The organism is Hahella chejuensis KCTC 2396 (assembly GCF_000012985.1).
Classification (GTDB): domain Bacteria; phylum Pseudomonadota; class Gammaproteobacteria; order Pseudomonadales; family Oleiphilaceae; genus Hahella; species Hahella chejuensis.
The window spans coordinates 953,523-971,206 of sequence record NC_007645.1; the positions used below are offsets into that span (position 1 = coordinate 953,523).

Consider the following 17,684-nt stretch of genomic DNA (forward strand, 5'->3'; position numbering starts at 1 on the left):
GGCTTTGCCGGGATTCGTCTGACTCGACTCCTTTCCCTCTTTGCTTGTTTCCGCTGCGCAACCATTACATTCACTGGCGCTACTCTTGTCGGAACATTATGAGGCTTGTAACCCTTTTGCTTTTAGTTGGCTCTCAACTGACCGGCGCTCGCGCGGAAGAGTTGGGGCCTGTTGTCGTCGAAGCCAAGGCGCCATCTGCGGATGAGATTGACGCGGAATATCAGACTGGCTTCGTGAAAGTGATCAAGCGCGAGCAATTTGACTCGAAAGTCGCCACCGTCGCGGATGTGCTGAAGAATGAAACCGGTGTCCAAGTGCGGCAGAGCGGTGGGTTGGGATCTTACTCGGCTGTTTATCTGCGCGGCTCCACCAGTAAGCAGGTGAATGTTTATCTGGATGGGGTTTTGCTAAACGACGCCACTGGCGGCGCGGTGGACTTGAGCCAGATATTGTTGAGCGGCATTGAGCAGATTGAAATTTATAAAGGCGCGACGCCGATTCAGCTGGGCTACTCCGGGGTCGGCGGCGCGATCAATATCAAATCCCTTCGCTTCAGCAAGCCCATCAAGCAATTGGCCCTTGGGTATGGATCATTTAACAGTCGCAAAGGGGCGCTTACTTTCGCCGATAGCGTAGGTGAGACAAACTACCTCGCTTCTCTCGATTATCTCGGCAGTGATAACGATTTCGAGATGCTGAACAATAATCAAACTGAATTTAATCCCTACGATGATCGTGTAGAGCGCCGTCGTAATGCGGACTTTAGTCAGTTCAACGGCATGTTGACAGCGGAGCGAAGCTTGTCGGATCGTACGGATCTGCAACTGATGGCGCAACACTTCAATAAAGATCAGCATCTGCCTGATATCGCCAACTTAGAGAGTACGCGAACCAGTCTGGATACGGATTTCACTCGTTTGCAGAGCAAACTGAGTTTCGCGAGAAATGCGCGGGAAAATTACACCGGGCGTATATTCTGGTCCACCCAGGAAGAACGATATGACGACAGTCAAAGCCGCGTCGGCCTGGGCGTGCAGAAAACACGAGCAAATACGGATGTGGTCGGCGCAGAGCTGTATGGCTCCTATTCATTAGGGTTGCATCTGTTCTCCGCTACATTGGAGGCGCGGAAGGAAACTTATCAAGAAGAGGACCTGACCCGACGCAGCCAAAAGCAGGACTTTGAGCGCATGACCTATTTATTGGGAGTACAGGACGAGTGGGCGGACGCGGAAGACATCTGGCTGGTGCGGCTGAGTGCGCGCCAATATTTTCTTGAAGATGAAACCCCTGCTGCATCCATGAGCGGACGCGTGGAGACGGCTTCCGACAGCGCTCAGTATCACTCATTGCAGGCGGGCGTTCGTTACCGCCTGACAGATTGGTTGTCGCTCAAGACCAATGCATCCCGTGATGTGAGGTTCCCTCAGTTAGCGGAGAAGTTCGGCGATAGAGGATTCTTCATTGGTAATAGTGAGTTGCAACCGGAAACAGCGTTGAACGGTGACATCGGATTTGAAGTGGGCGTAGATAGTTTTAGTGTATCAGCGGCCTATTTCTATCGGGATTTAAAAGATGCTATCGTCCCCTCTTATGACTCAAGGGGAGTCGGCCGCTTTGAGAATGTTGGCAAAGCAAGGGTTAGCGGAGTGGAAGTGGACGCCATGTATCGACCTGTTCCCGCCTGGACGTTTATCGCCAGAAGCACCGCCCAGGACACAGAAAACCTGTCAGACGCTCGCGATCTGCACGGCAAACAACTGGCGGGCGCTTACACCTATTCCCACTTTTTATCCGCCGCCTGGAGTATCGGGCGCATCACCACCTCCGTCGAGTATCGCCATGAATCCGGGGCTTATTACGACAGCGCTCAGGAAACGGAAGTGGAAGATCAGAACATTGTCGATGTGGTGGGACGCTGGTCCGATGGCGAGACTACTGTCGAAGTCAGCGCAAACAATGTGACCGATGAAGTTGTTGAAGCCTTTAATGGTTTCCCCTCTCCTGGGCGTCACTTCTTTGTGTCTTTAATGCATTTATTTTAATGGCTTACTTTTAATAAAAGAGGGTTCGGTCATGCCAACAAGCTACAAAATATTAGGATGGATTGGTCTATCTCAAGCGCTTGTCTTATTACTGAATGGATGCGGAGGTGGTGGAGTTGAAGGTACTGCAGGCACAACTCCAAAATCAGAGACCCTCGCAGTTATCGCTAACATTTCTACAAATTTTGACTCAAGTGAAATATCTATTGCTTCAGCCGTTTCTCCTTATGATGTTGAGGAAGGTTATGCTGGCTCAGACAAGTCTGACATCGCAGTTGCTGTTTGGGGGGATTACTTTTATCGCTTGGGTAAGTTTGGTCAAGATAATATTACTAAATATAGTTTTGACCGTCCGGGTGGAGTTCCTGAGTGGCAGGTATCGACCAATGATCCAGGTAAGTCTTTAAGTAATCCATACGATATCTTATTTGTTAGTGAAACGAAGGCGTATGTCCTTCGTTATGGTGCGTCTTCCATCTGGGTGGTTAATCCAAGTGATCCGGAAGACTTCAAAATTAAAGAAATAGATTTGAGTCACTACGATGACGATGGCGTGCCAGAAATGTCGGCGGGGGTTATCGTGAATGGGCGTCTCTATGTGGCCATGCAGCGCATGGACTCTACATTCGCGCCGGATGAAGCATACGTAGCCGTCATAAATACGGCTACAGACAAAGAAGTCAATACATTTACTGATGATGCTCATTACGGGATTAAACTAAGTATCAAAAATCCGCACAAATTAGTGGCGATGGATGGCTTTGTGTATGTTGTTGGTTCTGGCAGGTATGCGACATCTTCGACCCCCCCTGACTACACTGGGGGAATTGAAAAAATTAATACCAGTAACTATACCCACACTCAGATAATTGATGACGACCTGGGTACTGATCATCCATACGGACTTATTACAGATATGGCGATAGTATCAAGCACAGTCGGTTATTTTAAAGGATCCACCGGCTATAAAGATGACACTCTGTATCGTTTTGATCCATCTACAGGGGCTACCTATAAGTCCTTTATTCCGGGAACGAGCAACACAAATCTCCGAGCCCTTGCAGTAAGTCCTAGTGGAGAGATATGGATAGGTATTGGAGGAGATAACCCTGGTTTGGTCATAGCAAGTGTTGTGACGGAGCAACGGAAAAAAACGATTCCTGTTAACAAGGACCCGGCACAGATCGTATTTATTAAAGTCGAGAAAAACTAACTCAATAAAAATATTGAGTATTGGTTAAGGGAAGCGTTATGACTAATAAGACGCTCATGATCCAGGGAACCACTTCCGACGCTGGCAAAAGCACACTCGTCACCGCAATATGCCGCAGTCTGTTGCGGCGCGGCGTGAAAGTGGCGCCGTTCAAGCCGCAGAATATGGCGCTTAACAGCGCCGTAACAGTGGACGGCGGTGAGATTGGGCGGGCGCAGGCGGTGCAGGCGCAGGCCTGTGGCCTGCAGCCGCATACCGATATGAATCCGGTGTTGTTGAAGCCTAATACGGATATTGGCGCGCAAGTCATTATTCATGGAAAAGCCCGCGCCAATATGGACGCAGTGGCCTATCACGATTACAAACGCACCGCTATGCAGGCGGTGTTGGAATCTTTTCAACGACTCTCCTCCGCTTACGATGCGGTTCTGGTGGAAGGCGCAGGTTCTCCAGCGGAGATTAACCTGCGCGATCGCGATATCGCCAATATGGGTTTTGCGGAGGAGGTCGATTGCCCGGTCATCCTGGTCGCGGATATTGACCGGGGGGGCGTGTTCGCTCATTTGGTCGGCACCTTGGCTTTATTGAGCGAAAGCGAGCAGCGGCGCGTACGCGGCTTTGTCATCAACCGTTTTCGCGGCGACATTGCTTTGCTTGAGCCGGGACTTCGGTGGCTGGAGGAATATACCGGCAAGCCTGTGTTGGGAGTGTTGCCTTATCTGAACGGCCTGCATCTGGAAGCGGAAGACGCCTTGCCGCGAGACTCAATCGTTAAATCTGACGCGACGCTCAAAGTCATCGCGCCGGCCTTGCCCCGAATCAGCAATCACACTGACTTTGATCCACTGCGCTTACACCCGCAGGTAGACTTCCAGTTTATCGGGCCGGGCCAGTCGCCGCCGCCTGCTGATCTCATTATTCTTCCTGGCTCCAAATCCGTACGCAACGACCTGCAGTGGTTGCGTGAAAATGGCTGGGAAGAGGTTATTCGCAAGCATTTGCGCTATGGCGGTCGAGTCATCGGTATTTGCGGCGGCTATCAAATGTTGGGACGTAGCATCGCCGACCCTCATGGCCTGGAAGGCGTTGCTGGAGAGAGCGTCGGCCTGGGATGGCTGGATATCGCCACCACGCTGGAGCCGGAAAAGCAATTGCGGCGAGTGGAAGGGCGGCTGTGGCTGGATGACGCTCGGATTACCGGCTATGAGATTCATGCTGGAGTGACTCGCTGCCTAGCGTCGCAAACGTCGGCGGTGTGTCTTGAGGACGGACGACTGGATGGCGTCGTCAGCGATGATAATCAGGTGTTGGGGCTTTATCTGCATGGACTGTTTGAGAGCCCGCAGGCATTGACGGCTTTGTTACGTTGGGCGGGCCTGAACGAAGTGCAGCGCCTGGATTACGATGCTTTACGAGAAGCAGACATAAATCGCCTGGCGGATGTCGTGGACCAGTATTTAAACTGGGAGGAAATCGCAGGGTTTCTACAGGTTGGGCCAAACAGCGACGACAGGGAGAGCAGGGCGTGAGGACGTTGATTCTGGGGGGCGTGAAGTCAGGAAAGAGCGCGTTGGCTGAGCAACTGGCGATTTCCCAGGACAAACCCGTCGTCTATATCGCTACAGCTACCGCCGGCGATGGCGAAATGGCCGCGAGAATCGCTCATCATCGCGCCCGCCGTCCATCCGCCTGGGGATTGATTGAGGCGCCTGTATATCTCGCTGACGCCATTCGCGACGCTATGCAGGGAGGGAGTATGGTGCTGGTGGACTGTCTGACGCTTTGGCTTACCAACCTTTTGATTTCCGACTCCAACGAGCTTTTTGAACAGCAACGGCAGGCGCTGTTGGACGTGTTGCCCGACCTCGATGGCGACATCATCTTCGTCAGCAATGAAACCAATATGGGCGTCACGCCTTTAGGGGAGCTATCGCGCCGCTATTGCGATGAAGCCGGGCTGCTGCATCAGGCGCTCGCCGCCCAGTGTGATCGGGTGGTGTTAACCGTCGCGGGACTGCCTCATTGCCTGAAAGGTCGTTTGGAGCTTGCCTAAGTATACTGATTACCATTAAAAATAAGGTCTGAACCTTAATTGGGCCTGTTGACGTTTTAGCGCGTGGGTTTGGAAAACAACAATGACTGACTGTTTGACGAGAAGAGGATGAAAATGGAATTTATCAGACGCTTGCGCGTTCCCCCGATAGACGACACGCTGGATGCGGCGCTGCACCAAAAAATCGATCAGAAAACCAAACCCCTGGGCGCACTGGGGCAGTTGGAAAGGCTGGCGTTTCAGGTCGCCCGCATCCAGGGCTCCATGACTCCTACTTTAAAGAATCCCTATATTCTGGTGTTCGCCGGCGATCATGGCGTGGCGAAATCCGGTGTCAGCGCGTATCCACAGGACGTCACCTGGCAGATGGTGCATAACTTCCTGCAGGGGGGCGCAGCAATCAATGTCTTCGCGCGCCAACACAATATCAGCATGCGGGTCATCGACGCTGGCGTGAATCATGAGTTTGAAGACCATCCGCAACTGGTTAAAGGAAAAATCGGCCCGGGAACAGCAAATTTCCTGGAACAACCGGCCATGTCCGAGGAACTCTGTGAGAAGGCGTTGCGCTTGGGCGCGGCCCAGGTTGACGCGATCGCGGAAGAAGGCTGTAACGTATTGGGTTTTGGTGAGATGGGCATCGGCAACACATCTTCCGCCTCCATGCTGATGAGCTATCTTCTCGACGTTCCTCTGGAGCACTGCGTTGGCCGTGGCACAGGGTTGAGCGATGAGCAATTTGAACACAAGGTTAAATTACTGCAGCAGGCGGCGGAGAAGTATCCCAACTTGAAAAGCCCGATTGATATCCTGCAGACATTCGCTGGCTTTGAAATTGTCGCCATGGTGGGAGGCATCTTGCGTGCGGCGCAAAACCGCATGTTGGTGTTGATTGACGGGTTTATCGCTACGGCGGCCTATCTGGCCGCCTATAAGCTGGCGCCGGCGATTGGCGAATATGCGATTTTCTGCCATCGCTCCATGGAGCAAGGGCATCAGCATATGCTGGAAGCGCTCAAGGCTGATCCGATCCTGAAGATGGATCTGCGATTGGGAGAAGGGACCGGCTGTGCGCTGGCGTACCCTCTGCTGCAGTCTTCACTGAACTTTTTCAATGAAATGGCCAGCTTTGCGGACGCTGGCGTCAGTGAAAAGAGCTAGCGGGGCGATTTTGACCTGTGAGCGAATACGAGCGCGTTGATAAAAACTCCCGAGCAATCATGAAAAGCGGCGAAGCTGTGAGCGCAACCGGGGAGCCTGCAGCGCAACGCTGGGCGGAAATCCTGCGTCGGCAATGGCATTTATTGATGCTGTCCTTGCAGTTCTATACCCGCATCCCAGTGCGTCTGCTTTATGACTTCCATGAAGCGGATCTGAATCAGGCCAGTCGGTATATCGCCTTGACCGGGTGGCTGGTGGCCCTGGCGGCCGCTTGCGCTTATTTGTCAGGTCTCTACTTTTATGGCCCGTGGGGCGGCGCTGTGCTGGCCGTCGCGACTGGAGTCTTGATTACGGGCGCGTTTCATGAAGACGGCCTGGCGGACGCCGCTGATGGCTTCGGCGGCGGGCATACCCCGGAGCGTATCCTGGAAATCATGAAGGACAGCCGGGTGGGAACCTATGGCGCACTGGCGCTGGCGTTAAGTCTTTCTCTAAAAATCGTCGTCCTGGCGCAACTTTCCCCGGACGCTGCTCTGTTGTTACTTTGGATATCCCACGCCTGTAGTCGTGCGTTGGCGATTAGTTTGATTGCGAGTCTGGACTACGTGCGCGCCGACCAGCTCAGTAAGGTCAAACCGGTCGCCAAGGGCATCGCAACGAGAGACATAGCCATTGCCGCAGGGATGGCGATCGCGCCGCTGATGCTGGCGGGCGCTAAGGCGCTGATCCTGGCGGCCGTGGGCCTGTGGCTACTGCGGCGAGCCAGTATCTGTTATCTGTCCCGCCGATTGGGCGGTTACACTGGAGACTGTCTGGGCGCTGTGCAACAACTTGGAGAAATTGTTTTATTCCTTTTACTGGGAGCGCTATGGAGCTCTATCTGATTCGTCACACCCGAGTCGCAGTGCCAAAGGGGACCTTATACGGCCAGTTCGATGTCGCGCTGGCTGAGACCTTTGCGGAAGAGGCGGCGACTATTCGCGGCAAGTTGCCCGCGGCCTGGGATCTGCTATACAGCAGTCCGCTGACCCGCTGTAAGACGTTGGCGCAATGGCTGGGCCCTGCGCCGGCCTTTGACGACCTTCTGATGGAGATGAGTTTTGGCGACTGGGAGGGCCGGCTCCTCACGGAACTGCCGCAAAAGGAGGCCCGCGCCTGGGGGGATAACTGGCTGACTCAACGCACTCCGGGCGGTGAAGGTTTTCCTGATCTTTACCGTAGAAGCGAGCGCTTCATAGAGCGTCTTGCGCTGGAAGCAAAAGGAAAAGTGGCGCTGGTAGTGGCGCATTCCGGGCTGCTTCGCTGTCTTTGCCTGCAATTGCATCCAGAATATTGCCGCTGGGATAAGTCGAAAACATTCAGCATTCCTCTGGACTACGGCGCAGTGATTCACATCCCATCTCCCAGCCTGCCTGATTATTGACCTAGTCTTTCTCAGACTCGCGGCGTTGCAGCCAGCTTTCAAAGTCTTCCGGGGCCATTGGTTGGGCGATAAAGAAGCCCTGGGCGATATCGCAGCCTAATTTGGCGGCGTAGTCCCAGTCATCCTGGTTTTCCACTCCTTCGGCCACGATGCTCATGCCCAGTTGTTTGCCCAGCGCTGCGCTGGAATCGAAAATGGCGCGCGCCGCCTGATCACGATAGGAGCCATGTACAAAGCTGCCGTCGATTTTGAGTTCGTCGAATGGAATGCGTTGTAGACGCTCCAGTGAGGAATAACCGGTTCCGAAGTCGTCAATGGACAGGCACAACCCTTTTAGCTTGATGCGGGTGAGCACTTCCAGCATGGTCACCATATCCTGCCCTACTTGAGTCTCCGTAATCTCAAGCGTGATTCTGGACGCTTCCACCTTGTGATGTTGGCAGTAATGCTCCAGCAAGTGCGGCAGGTCCAGGATGGAAATGGACGATGATGAGATGTTGATCGCCACTTGCAGGTTAAGCTGCTTCTGCTTCCATTTCTGCATTTGATCTATCGCCTGTGCGATCACCGCGGTGGTGAAATCGCCGACGAGGTTGCTTTCTTCCGCTAACGGCACAAAGGCGCCGGGGCCCAGTAAGCCATGTTGCGGGTGCTTCCAGCGCGCCAGCGCCTCCACCCCGACGACGGCTTCGGTTTTCATATCCACCTGAGGTTGATAGAAAAGTGTGAGGTGGCCGTCATTCAGGCCTTGGCGCAGTTCGCTGGTATTAAGCAGGGAGCCGCCGGAAACGGTATGGCGGGAGCGGAAATAAGACTGATAATGGGTCAGGTAATAGGTGAGGGCGTCTACGGTGACAGGCTTCTGCAATGAGCCGAGCACGTTCAGATAACGCGCTCGCGCTACATTCACCGCCGCTTTCAGTACTTTGCTGTCGGCGCCGCTGAACAGCAACACGCCACCCTGGTATTCATGTTCAGCCAGATGGCGTAGCAGCTCAATACCGTCCATGCCGGGCATCAGAAGATCCACCAGCAAAATATCGAAGTGGGAATCGGCGTCTTTCAACAAGGTCAGCGCTTCTTCTCCGCTTGCTACACTTTCCACCCGCCCCAGATTAAGTCGTTGCAGCGTCTTGGTGATAATGCTGCGCATGAAGGCGTCATCGTCGATAATCAGGGCGTTCAGGTGACAAAACTGCTTTTCGCTCATAACAATAAATTCTTAACTCTTTTGAACCGTATCGCCGGACCTCGCTCCATCAGTATCGGCCAAGCGGCCGCAATGGGGGGACGGAGCAGTCAGGTGCGCTGGCGGCGGGGCTGCGTGACGGTTGTTGTCGCAGTCGGCTCAACCTCCGTTATGGGCTAGCCAGTTTTGTAAATAATAGTCTACTTTTTCGAACTCTTGCTCAATACCGCTGATTGCGAAGCGGATATCGCGCCAATTGGCGCCGCGCCCGGCCATTTCCGCTTTCTCACTCCACTCGCCCAAGGCCTCTGCGCCAATCGCGCGGGAAGAGGACTTCAGACGGTGGGCTTCAAAGGACACTGCTTCCGGGTTGTCCTGCTGGGCGGCGAGTTGCAGCGCCTGTAGATTGGCGGCGGCGTCCTCCCGGTACTTAGTGAGAATTTCATACTGGACGTCAGTATCCGGGCCAACGGAGTCGCTAAGTACATTCAGATCCACGGAGCCTTCCACCATTTCCGGGTGATCGGCGGGGTTGAGCTTGCGACGCTGGTGCGGCAGCCATTTGGCTAACGTCTCATACAGTTTGCGAATTTCCACAGGCTTGGAAAGATAATCATCCATGCCTGCGTGCAGACAGCGCTCCGCCTCGCCACGCAAAGCGTTGGCGGTAATGGCGATGATAGGGGTGCGCAGACCCGCGCCCTCTTTTTCCCTAATCGCTGAGGTCAACTGGAAGCCGTCCATTTCCGGCATATGGCAATCGGTAAGCACCAGGTCCACCTGACGTTGCTGCCATACCGCCAGAGCCTGACAGCCGTTCTCCACAATAATGCAGTCGAGGCCGAGCCGCTTCAGTTGCAGACGAATAACCTCCTGATTGGTGAGGTTGTCCTCCGCAACAAGTATGCTGACCGGTTGCAGTCCAGGTCGGTTCGGTACATCAAAGCGGGGGATTTTATCCGGGTCCTGAAAGTGTCTGACAGGCGGGCTGCAGCGCCCGGCCGCCGCTGCGGCGGCCATCACGAGATCGTTACGGCACAGCGGGTAGACGTAGACTTTGACGGAATCCGGCGGCGGATTTAGTGACCGATAGCGTCGTGGCGTCAGAATGATAAAGCGCACGTCCTGTCCCCAAGGTTGCCCGCGCAATTTCAGCAAGGGCGAGAGGTCGCTGTCTTGCTCAGCGTAGGTCAGTAGAACGGGCGGGGTACGGTCTAACTGCAGGGCTTTTGAGAGGTGCATGGACGCCTCTTTTATGTCCTGACAGGTTTGCACTGCGGCGCCGAATTTCAGTAAATAGTTGCAGACGGTTGTGCGAGTCAGTTCATCGCTCAGCACCACCAGCGTCTCAATGCCATTCAGAGTCGGAGGCGGCTCTACCTGTGCTCCCGGCGCGGCGGCCAGCGTCAAATTAAGGCGGAACTCCGTACCTTGTCCCGGCTCGCTGGCGACCTCGATGGCCCCTCCCATTATTTCCGTGAGGCGTTTACAAATGGACAGGCCCAAACCAGTGCCGCCATAGCGTCGGGTGGTGGAGCTTTCTCCCTGGGTGAATGGGCTGAACAGCTTGTCCAGGGTGACCTGATCCATTCCTATACCGTTGTCCTTGACGCTGATGCGGATGGAATAGAGCTGGCCGGCGCTGTGCAGAAGGTCGGCGCGCAAGGTGACGCACCCTTGCAGTCCGTTGGCGGTATCCGTGAACTTGGTGGCGTTGCTGCACAGGTTGAACAGAATCTGGCGCAACCGCACTTCATCGCCTACCAGAGCGTCAGGAATGTCTGGGTCCACATAGCAATGCAAGTGCAGATTGCGCTTATTGGCGCTGGCCGCCACTGTCTCTGCGACGCCCTCGATAATTTCCTCTACGGACAGGGTTATGTTCTCCAGCTCCATGCGTCCGGCTTCTATTTTGGAGAAGTCGAGAATGTCATTGAGAATATTCAGCAGCGAGAACGCGGAGTCCCTCACTGTGCTGATCATCTTGGTTTGCTCGGCGCTGAGCTGGGAGTGCGACAGCAGCTCCAGCATTCCCAATATACCGTTCATCGGCGTGCGGATCTCGTGGCTCATGGTCGCCAGAAATAAACTTTTGGCTTCGTTGGCGCTTTCCGCGGCTTCTTTGGCTTCTAACAGCTTGCGATTGGTTTCCGCCAGTTCGGCGGTGCGTTCCTCTACGCGTTTTTCCAGCGCGGTGTTCAGAGCCAGTATTTCGCTCTGGGCTTTGGTGAGCGCTTCGACTTTGTTTTGCAGGCGCGCATTGACCCGTTGGTAATCATCGTGAGTGGTGGACAGGTCGCGGCTGGCGCGCTCCAGTTTCAAGTGCAGCTCCTGCGACTCATCCAGAAGCGGAATCGTATTGTCCAGCACCTGCAACATGGGGGCGAAGATTTGCGCCAGATCATTGAACCAATGGCGGGGGGCCTGCAATAACCAGCAACGCGGCCCTAGTGGCTTCAGCTCAAAAGCGTCGCCGAAGCTGACTATCGCTCCTTGTAAGCGGTCGCTGCGATGATCGACGATAGCGAGCACCTGCTCGGCGTTGTCCGTTACGACTACGACCGGACCTGTCACCAGATCGCGTTTTTGCGGGTGGCGGAAAGTAAAGCCTGGCGGAGCGGGGTCGAGCGTACTGAGTAACCTGGCTTTCATTTATTATCAATGCCCTACGGAAGCGCTAACGGGTTATTCGGATATTAACAGAAGTACATAGGTCATGTTGTGGAACAAATTTCTTGAATAGCCCTTTGCTGTCTTGAGCGGACCGATCTCTCCGAATGAGGGAAAACCTGCAATTGGCAGAGCGGCGCCAAAGTGTTCCGCCAGTGCGAGGATTTCATGCTCTATTTCCTGTCCCAGCAACCACTTGCGCCCCACGCAGCTGACAATGATCGCGGCGACAGGTTTGACTCCCTGGTTGCGGGCTTTTTCCGCAATCTTATATACCTCGCTGATGATAGTTTGCGGTTGCGCCAGACAAACCTGCACGGTTTTACCCTGTTCAATGCCGCCATACAGTCCCAGAAAGCGCTCGGAAACAGAAAAATCAGGCACGATGGAGCGTAATCGAGTGATACCCGGCTCATCGGAATCAATGATTGAAAGCGAGGTGATGCCGCGGTCTGATTGCAACACCGGTTTGCCTGTTTCTCGTTCGATGAAGTCCATGGCGTCGGTGCCGTCGATGGAGAAAATGGTGGCGCCTTCCGCTTTATCGATCACCCCGGGCTTGCCCACCGGGCTCAGTGTGTTGCCGATGGAAATGTCGAAATGAAGTTCGCCGGACGCCGTCATGACTACGACAGCGTCTGAGAGGGCGCGGCGGTTAGCGTAAAGGGTGCAGCTGGCCATCTTGTTATCATCGGCGGCGAAGCCCCCGACTATGGGGATGTCCGTCTCGAACTCCAGCACTTTTTCAATCTGTGAGGCGTCGGCGCGAAAGTCCGAGACCATAAACATGCATGTGGGTTTATCGTCGCCACAGGCTTGCAGCGCCGCAGTGAGGGCTGCGCGCGCAGTTTGCGCAGGTTGGTCGCCGACGCCCGAGGCGTAGGACGCGCGCCATCTGACAAGTCCTTCTGAGTTGAGTCCCAGTGCGCAGGCTCCGATATCCCTGGGGCCTTCGCTTTCAAAGAAACCATCTCCGGTGCTGCCGATAATTACAAGTTCATCATTGCCGATGCTGTCGTACAGCCCTTCGACAAGCTCCTGCGGGTTCTCGTAGTGAACGGTGGAGAATAAGAAAACGACTTCCGGGCGTATCGAAACGAGGACGTCGCCCATCATGGTTCCCGCCCGATACGGATCGGCGGCGTTGGTGGAAGTGGAGCAGGCTTTCATGGGACACCTTCACGGTAACAGCTGTTATTAAAATGACGGCTCAAAGCCAGTGAAATGCATTAGTCCAGGCGTTACCTAAAGTCTAGTTGCTCAATGATGAGAATTCACCCTGCCCAACAAAGTTATCCGCGCCATATTTCGCCTTAATTTTCCCATTGGTTCGCCCTATTTGTTTGTTTTGATAGCCCCAGAGCAGACAAAGGAGCGGGCAAGGTGAACGTTAAAGAAGTAAGTTGGCGGCGGTTCGGATTACATTCTCCATTGGGCAAGGCCCTTATGATTGGCGCGCTGATCCTGATATTGCAGATTCCCATCATGGAGATTAATGGTCTCATCGGGGAGCGCAGCGTCAGATACCATAATGTCGTGACGGAGATCACTGAGAAATGGGGCGGCGAACAGACAGTGAACGGTCCCTTTCTGGTTGTGCCGGTGGATACGATGTCCAGGAGCGCTGATCTTGAAAACCCCAGTAAGCAGGTTGTCAGGACCCACTACCTGATGATGACGCCCACCTTTTTGCACGCGAAGTTCAAGGTCGTCAGCGATAGCCGTTACCGGGGCATTTATGAGGCGCCTCTTTACCACACCGATGCGGATTTGAAGGGAGCTTTCGATTTGCGTCCGCAAATGGCGGAGCTGACGGAAAACCAGGCGTTGCGGTTAAAGGACGCCTATCTTTCTGTCGCCATCGGTGATGTGAAAGCGATTCAAAGCCCGATTAAGTTTCTCTGGAATGAGCATGAAGCGGCTCCCTCGCCAGGCGGCGCCATGGCGGACGTCGACGGCGTACATGTGCGACTGCCGGTAGGGTCGATAAGCACGGAGGCGCCCAATGACTTCAATCTGGCGATACGGTTGAAGGGCGCGCAGGCGCTTTATGTCTCGCCGGTCGGGCAGGAGAGCAACATCGAAATCAACGGCGACTGGAATGATCCAAGTTTTCAGGGGGATTGGCTGCCGGTGGAGCGTAAGCTGGAGCAAGACGCCTTCTACGCCAAATGGGACATCCCTTTCCTGGCGAAAGGGGCGCCCGCCTCATGGACGGGGTCGGCTCCAGCATTGCTGAATCATGTTTCGCCGCTAGTCGGCGTGTCGCGCCCTGCAGCGGGGGCGGGATACCAGGAAATCAGTCGTTCGGTGAAATATGCATTACTGTTTCTCACCTGCACTTTCGCGTGTCTATGGCTCTTTGAAATTATCAGCGGCGTGCGCATTCACGTTATGCAATATCTGTTTACGGGACTCACCCTGTGTTTGTTCTACCTGCTGTTTCTCTCCCTTTCGGAACATGTGGGAACCTGGGCGGCTTATTTGATCGCCTGTGGCGCCGTCATCGGGCAGGTGGGATGGTACGCCGGGCAATTTATCCGGCGGAGGAAACTGACCATCGCCTTCATTACGCTGCTGATTGTCTTGTACGGCTATCTGTTGTCGTTGCTGAACGAACAGGATATGGCGCTGCTTTACGGTTCTCTGGGATTATTTATCATTCTTGGCGCGGCGATGTTCGCCACGCGCAAAATCGACTGGTATAACCTCCGTGGCGGTGATGGGGAGGTTGCGGAAGGGTGATAGGGAGCAACTGGCGCGATGCTCAGAGGTCTTCGCGCCAGCCGTCCAGTTTCAGTTCCTGGCCTTCCTTTACTGTCTCCATCACCACATAGCTGCGTGATTCCCGTACGCCGGGCAACACCAGTATTTTTTCGCCCAGAAGGGCGCGGTACTGGTCCATGTTGGCGACCCGGGCTTTGATGAGGTAGTCGAAGTTGCCAGAGACAAGGTGACACTCCTGCACCTCCGGGACTTTGATCACAGACTCCTTGAAGTCGGCGAAAACGTCCCTGGAGGTCCGGTTCAGGCCGATTTCAATAAACACCACCAAACCCACGCCCAGTTTTTTTGCATTCAGAACAGCGGTATAGCGCCGAATATAGCCGTCTCTTTCCAACCGCTTTACCCGTTCAAGGCAGGGGGTGGGGCTCAGGTTCACCCGCCGGGACAGCTCGCTGTTACTGAGGCGTCCTTCACTTTGTAGTTCGCGCAAAATGGCGTGGTCTATGCGGTCCAGCTGCTTTTTCATTTTTTGCCAGTCAAATATGCTGAAAGTTTTAAAATAAAAGAATAAAACACTGAGTCTGATTTTAACAACAGAGATAAATTCTGCATACAAAGCGTAGACTGGAATTATTACTAACCTTGAGAGGGCTTATTAATGATTGTCGGTGTACCAAAAGAAGTAAAAAACCACGAATACCGTGTCGGATTGACTCCCGCCGCTGTCCAGGAGCTGATTCGCAATGGACACAAAGTGGTGGTGCAAAAGGATGCCGGCGCAGCTATCGACTTCACTGACGACCAGTATGTCGCGGCTGGCGCGGAAATCGCCGCTACCGCTGAGCAAGTGTTCGAAGTCGCCGATATGATCGTCAAGGTGAAAGAACCTCAAGCTCAAGAGCGCGCTATGCTGCGTCCTGGGCAAACCCTGTTTACTTATCTGCACCTGGCTCCAGACGTTCCCCAGACTCAGGATCTGCTGAACAGCGGCGCTACCTGTATCGCTTACGAAACTGTTACTGACGCGCAAGGTCGCCTGCCGTTGTTGTCCCCCATGTCAGAGGTCGCTGGACGCATGAGCATCCAGGCGGCTGCGCGCTGCCTGGAAAAATCCCAGGCGGGTCGTGGCCTGCTGCTGGGCGGCGTTCCTGGTGTAGAGGCAGCGCTGGTTGTGGTTCTTGGCGGCGGCGTGGTTGGCTTCAACGCCACTCAGATGGCTGTCGGCATGGGCGCGCGCGTTGTGGTTATGGACAAGTCCGTAGACGTACTGAGACGCTTCGACGCCACTTTCGGCAACAGCGTACAAACCGTATTCTCCACTGCGCAGGCGGTTGAAGAGTGGGTGACTCAGGCTGACGTGGTGATCGGCGGCGTTCTGATTCCTGGCGCGGCGGCTCCAAAACTGGTTTCTCGCGAAATGGTCAGAAAGATGAAGCGCGGCGCAACGGTTGTCGACGTGGCGATCGACCAGGGCGGATGCTTCGAGACTTCACATGCGACCACTCATGCGGAACCAACATTCATCGTTGACGACGTGGTTCACTACTGCGTAGCCAACATGCCTGGCGCTGTAGCGCGTACCTCTACTCTGGCGCTGACCAACGCAACACTGCCATTCGTTCTGCAACTGGCCAACAAAGGCGCGAAGCAGGCTCTGGAAGACAACGCCTTCCTGCTGCAAGGTCTGAACGTAGTGAAAGGCAAGCTGACCTGTCCTTCCGTCGGTGTGGCTCAGGACATCGAATCCCTGACTCCGGAAGAAGGCTTGGCGTTGCTGTAACAGGCGACATTGTTCTAACGGGTAAAACCGTTAAACCTCCGCACAAGCGCTTCGGCGCTTATGCTCTCTAGTGCATTGGAGAATGGATTCTCGTCTTCCTTGCGGTCCTGAGTGGCCGCTTTTGTTTTTGCGGCCTCCACAAAACAGCGCAGAGGCGGGAAACGTCCTTGTACGGTGCGTTTCCTGCTCGGCGGGACGCCTTAGTTGGCGTAATACATCCACTCAAAATACTCTCTCATTTCCTGCATGACCGTGACCTCATAGGGGTGGGTTAATGCAAACAACAGGCTTTCGTTGGTTTCGGGTTTCATAGCTTAAATCCTTCTTCTCAGTGGTTTAATTGAGACAATCCGTCTTCGTTGAGTTGTGAGTCTATCGTTGGGGTTGGGACACCTCTTTCACTACAGTTTCAGCATAAGCCGTGCCAGCGGATTTCAACTTCCGGGCAATTCACTGAAAGCAAAAGAAAAAGCGTTAATCTTTGGATAGCTTCCATGTAATCGAGGACGTTCTTCCTTCATGTCGTCGCCCCGCATGCTTGCTGCAGGCTCCAAGATGGGGCGGTTATCCTGGAGTCTGGTCTATTTATGTGCGCTTGTGCAGACAAGTGTCGCGTCAGTCAATCCTTGCAGCCGGCTCCATCAGCATTTGTAATCGCTCTGCGCGCATCACCAAAGCCGGGCTTTTTTCATCAAGGCCTAAACGGGTCAGATGCTCCGTCATCGGATGATCGGTCTCGCCTACGGTAAGCCTGACGGTTCCGGCTGGGTAGAGTTTTCCAAACCCCTTTAGGCGTACTTTGGTTTTCGTAAGATGGCGCTCCACCTGGGTGTAAATCAGGAGATTGACGGGAATTACTGGAATGCCGGGCAGCGTCTCGCCGGTCAGAGTGAAAAGCGTTTCGCCGTCAGAGCGGACCTGCGCGTGTATTTGTCTGCGTTGGCTGGCGAGAGTGATCTCCGCCGGAAAGCGCGGTAATCCCCATAACTCTCTACCTGTCGAGAGCGCGCTCTCTGAAGTGACCGGGAGGTCCAACGGAAAAAAGCCGATGCGGCGTTGATTGATCGGTAAATACAAATCCAGCACATTGCTAAGAGGCAGGCTTTCACCTTCTGGCAGCACGGGAATGACCAGTCCGGCTTCTTTATGCGCGCCGATGGCGCAACGCTTGTGCTCGTAGATGCTGACCACAACTAAAGTGTGGGAACCCAGCGCAAAAGCCGGTTTGAGCCCGCTGCCTTTTAGCAGGGATGTCGCCGCCTCCACGGAAACGGGAAAAAATGCATTAATGCAAGCGCTGTCGCGGTAATTGATCGACGCGGAGAGTGCGCTTTTGTCTGTGCTTGGCATGGGAGTTGGAGTGGTTAATCCTAATTTGACTCCGGTCATCGGGATGTCTCCGCAGATGGCGTGGGTTGAGGCG

14 protein-coding genes are annotated in these 17,684 nt (G+C 54.4%); 9 read left to right on the forward strand and 5 right to left on the reverse strand.

All coding sequences use genetic code 11. The features are described 5' to 3' along the window. Positions 1 to 98 precede the first annotated feature (98 nt). The 7 genes from HCH_RS04350 to cobC all read left to right on the forward strand — a co-directional run bounded on the left by HCH_RS04350 (position 99) and on the right by cobC (position 7,895). A complete protein-coding gene (locus tag HCH_RS04350) occupies positions 99 to 2,045 on the forward strand; it encodes a TonB-dependent receptor plug domain-containing protein (RefSeq protein ID WP_011394923.1) in 1,947 nt (648 codons plus the stop codon). A 31-nt stretch (positions 2,046 to 2,076) separates the two neighbouring features. Further along, positions 2,077 to 3,258, forward strand: a complete 1,182-nt coding sequence (locus HCH_RS33555; protein ID WP_011394924.1) for a hypothetical protein — start codon at positions 2,077 to 2,079, stop codon at positions 3,256 to 3,258. A 38-nt stretch (positions 3,259 to 3,296) separates the two neighbouring features. Then, positions 3,297 to 4,787, forward strand: a complete 1,491-nt coding sequence (locus tag HCH_RS04365; protein WP_011394925.1) for a cobyric acid synthase — start codon at positions 3,297 to 3,299, stop codon at positions 4,785 to 4,787. After that, entirely contained in the window at positions 4,784 to 5,311 is a 528-nt protein-coding gene (cobU, locus tag HCH_RS04370) for a bifunctional adenosylcobinamide kinase/adenosylcobinamide-phosphate guanylyltransferase (protein WP_011394926.1), read from the forward strand. The genes HCH_RS04365 and cobU overlap by 4 nt, the downstream gene beginning before the upstream one ends. Before the next feature lie 114 nt (positions 5,312 to 5,425). After that, positions 5,426 to 6,472 carry a nicotinate-nucleotide--dimethylbenzimidazole phosphoribosyltransferase gene (gene cobT, locus HCH_RS04375; protein WP_011394927.1) on the forward strand — a complete coding sequence of 349 codons (1,047 nt, stop codon included), beginning with the start codon at positions 5,426 to 5,428 and terminating at the stop codon, positions 6,470 to 6,472. Positions 6,473 to 6,489: 17 nt separating this feature from the next. Beyond that, on the forward strand, positions 6,490 to 7,356 hold the full coding sequence (locus tag HCH_RS04380; protein ID WP_011394928.1) for an adenosylcobinamide-GDP ribazoletransferase: 867 nt from the start codon (positions 6,490 to 6,492) through the stop codon (positions 7,354 to 7,356). After that, on the forward strand, positions 7,341 to 7,895 hold the full coding sequence (gene cobC / locus HCH_RS04385; protein WP_011394929.1) for an alpha-ribazole phosphatase: 555 nt from the start codon (positions 7,341 to 7,343) through the stop codon (positions 7,893 to 7,895). Before HCH_RS04380 ends, cobC begins: the two co-directional genes overlap by 16 nt. Position 7,896: 1 nt before the next feature. On the opposite strand, the gene HCH_RS04390 is transcribed toward cobC, so the two are convergent. The 3 genes from HCH_RS04390 to HCH_RS04400 form a co-directional block, all read right to left on the reverse strand. After that, entirely contained in the window at positions 7,897 to 9,105 is a 1,209-nt protein-coding gene (locus tag HCH_RS04390; RefSeq protein WP_011394930.1) for an EAL domain-containing response regulator, read from the reverse strand. A 138-nt stretch (positions 9,106 to 9,243) separates the two neighbouring features. Continuing rightward, positions 9,244 to 11,736 carry an ATP-binding protein gene (locus HCH_RS04395; RefSeq protein WP_011394932.1) on the reverse strand — a complete coding sequence of 831 codons (2,493 nt, stop codon included), beginning with the start codon at positions 11,734 to 11,736 and terminating at the stop codon, positions 9,244 to 9,246. A 33-nt stretch (positions 11,737 to 11,769) separates the two neighbouring features. Next, entirely contained in the window at positions 11,770 to 12,924 is a 1,155-nt protein-coding gene (locus HCH_RS04400; RefSeq protein ID WP_011394933.1) for an FIST signal transduction protein, read from the reverse strand. 213 nt (positions 12,925 to 13,137) lie between these two features. Here HCH_RS04400 and creD point away from each other — a divergent pair, with 213 nt between their 5' ends. Beyond that, the gene (gene creD, locus HCH_RS04405) at positions 13,138 to 14,499 is read left to right on the forward strand and encodes a cell envelope integrity protein CreD (RefSeq protein WP_011394934.1); all 1,362 of its coding nucleotides are present in this window, start codon (positions 13,138 to 13,140) and stop codon (positions 14,497 to 14,499) included. Between the two features lie 22 nt (positions 14,500 to 14,521). Here creD and HCH_RS04410 read toward each other — a convergent pair whose 3' ends face one another. Then, on the reverse strand, positions 14,522 to 15,007 hold the full coding sequence (locus tag HCH_RS04410; RefSeq protein ID WP_011394935.1) for an Lrp/AsnC ligand binding domain-containing protein: 486 nt from the start codon (positions 15,005 to 15,007) through the stop codon (positions 14,522 to 14,524). A gap of 132 nt (positions 15,008 to 15,139) precedes the next feature. On the opposite strand from HCH_RS04410, the gene ald reads away from it, so the two are divergent. Next, positions 15,140 to 16,261: an alanine dehydrogenase gene (gene ald, locus HCH_RS04415; RefSeq protein ID WP_011394936.1), complete on the forward strand. Its 1,122-nt coding sequence runs from the start codon at positions 15,140 to 15,142 to the stop codon at positions 16,259 to 16,261. A gap of 615 nt (positions 16,262 to 16,876) precedes the next feature. Here the strand turns inward: ald and HCH_RS04420 are convergent. Beyond that, complete coding sequence (locus HCH_RS04420) at positions 16,877 to 17,650, reverse strand: acetoacetate decarboxylase family protein (RefSeq protein WP_011394939.1); 774 nt, start codon at positions 17,648 to 17,650, stop codon at positions 16,877 to 16,879. Positions 17,651 to 17,684: the final 34 nt, after the last annotated feature.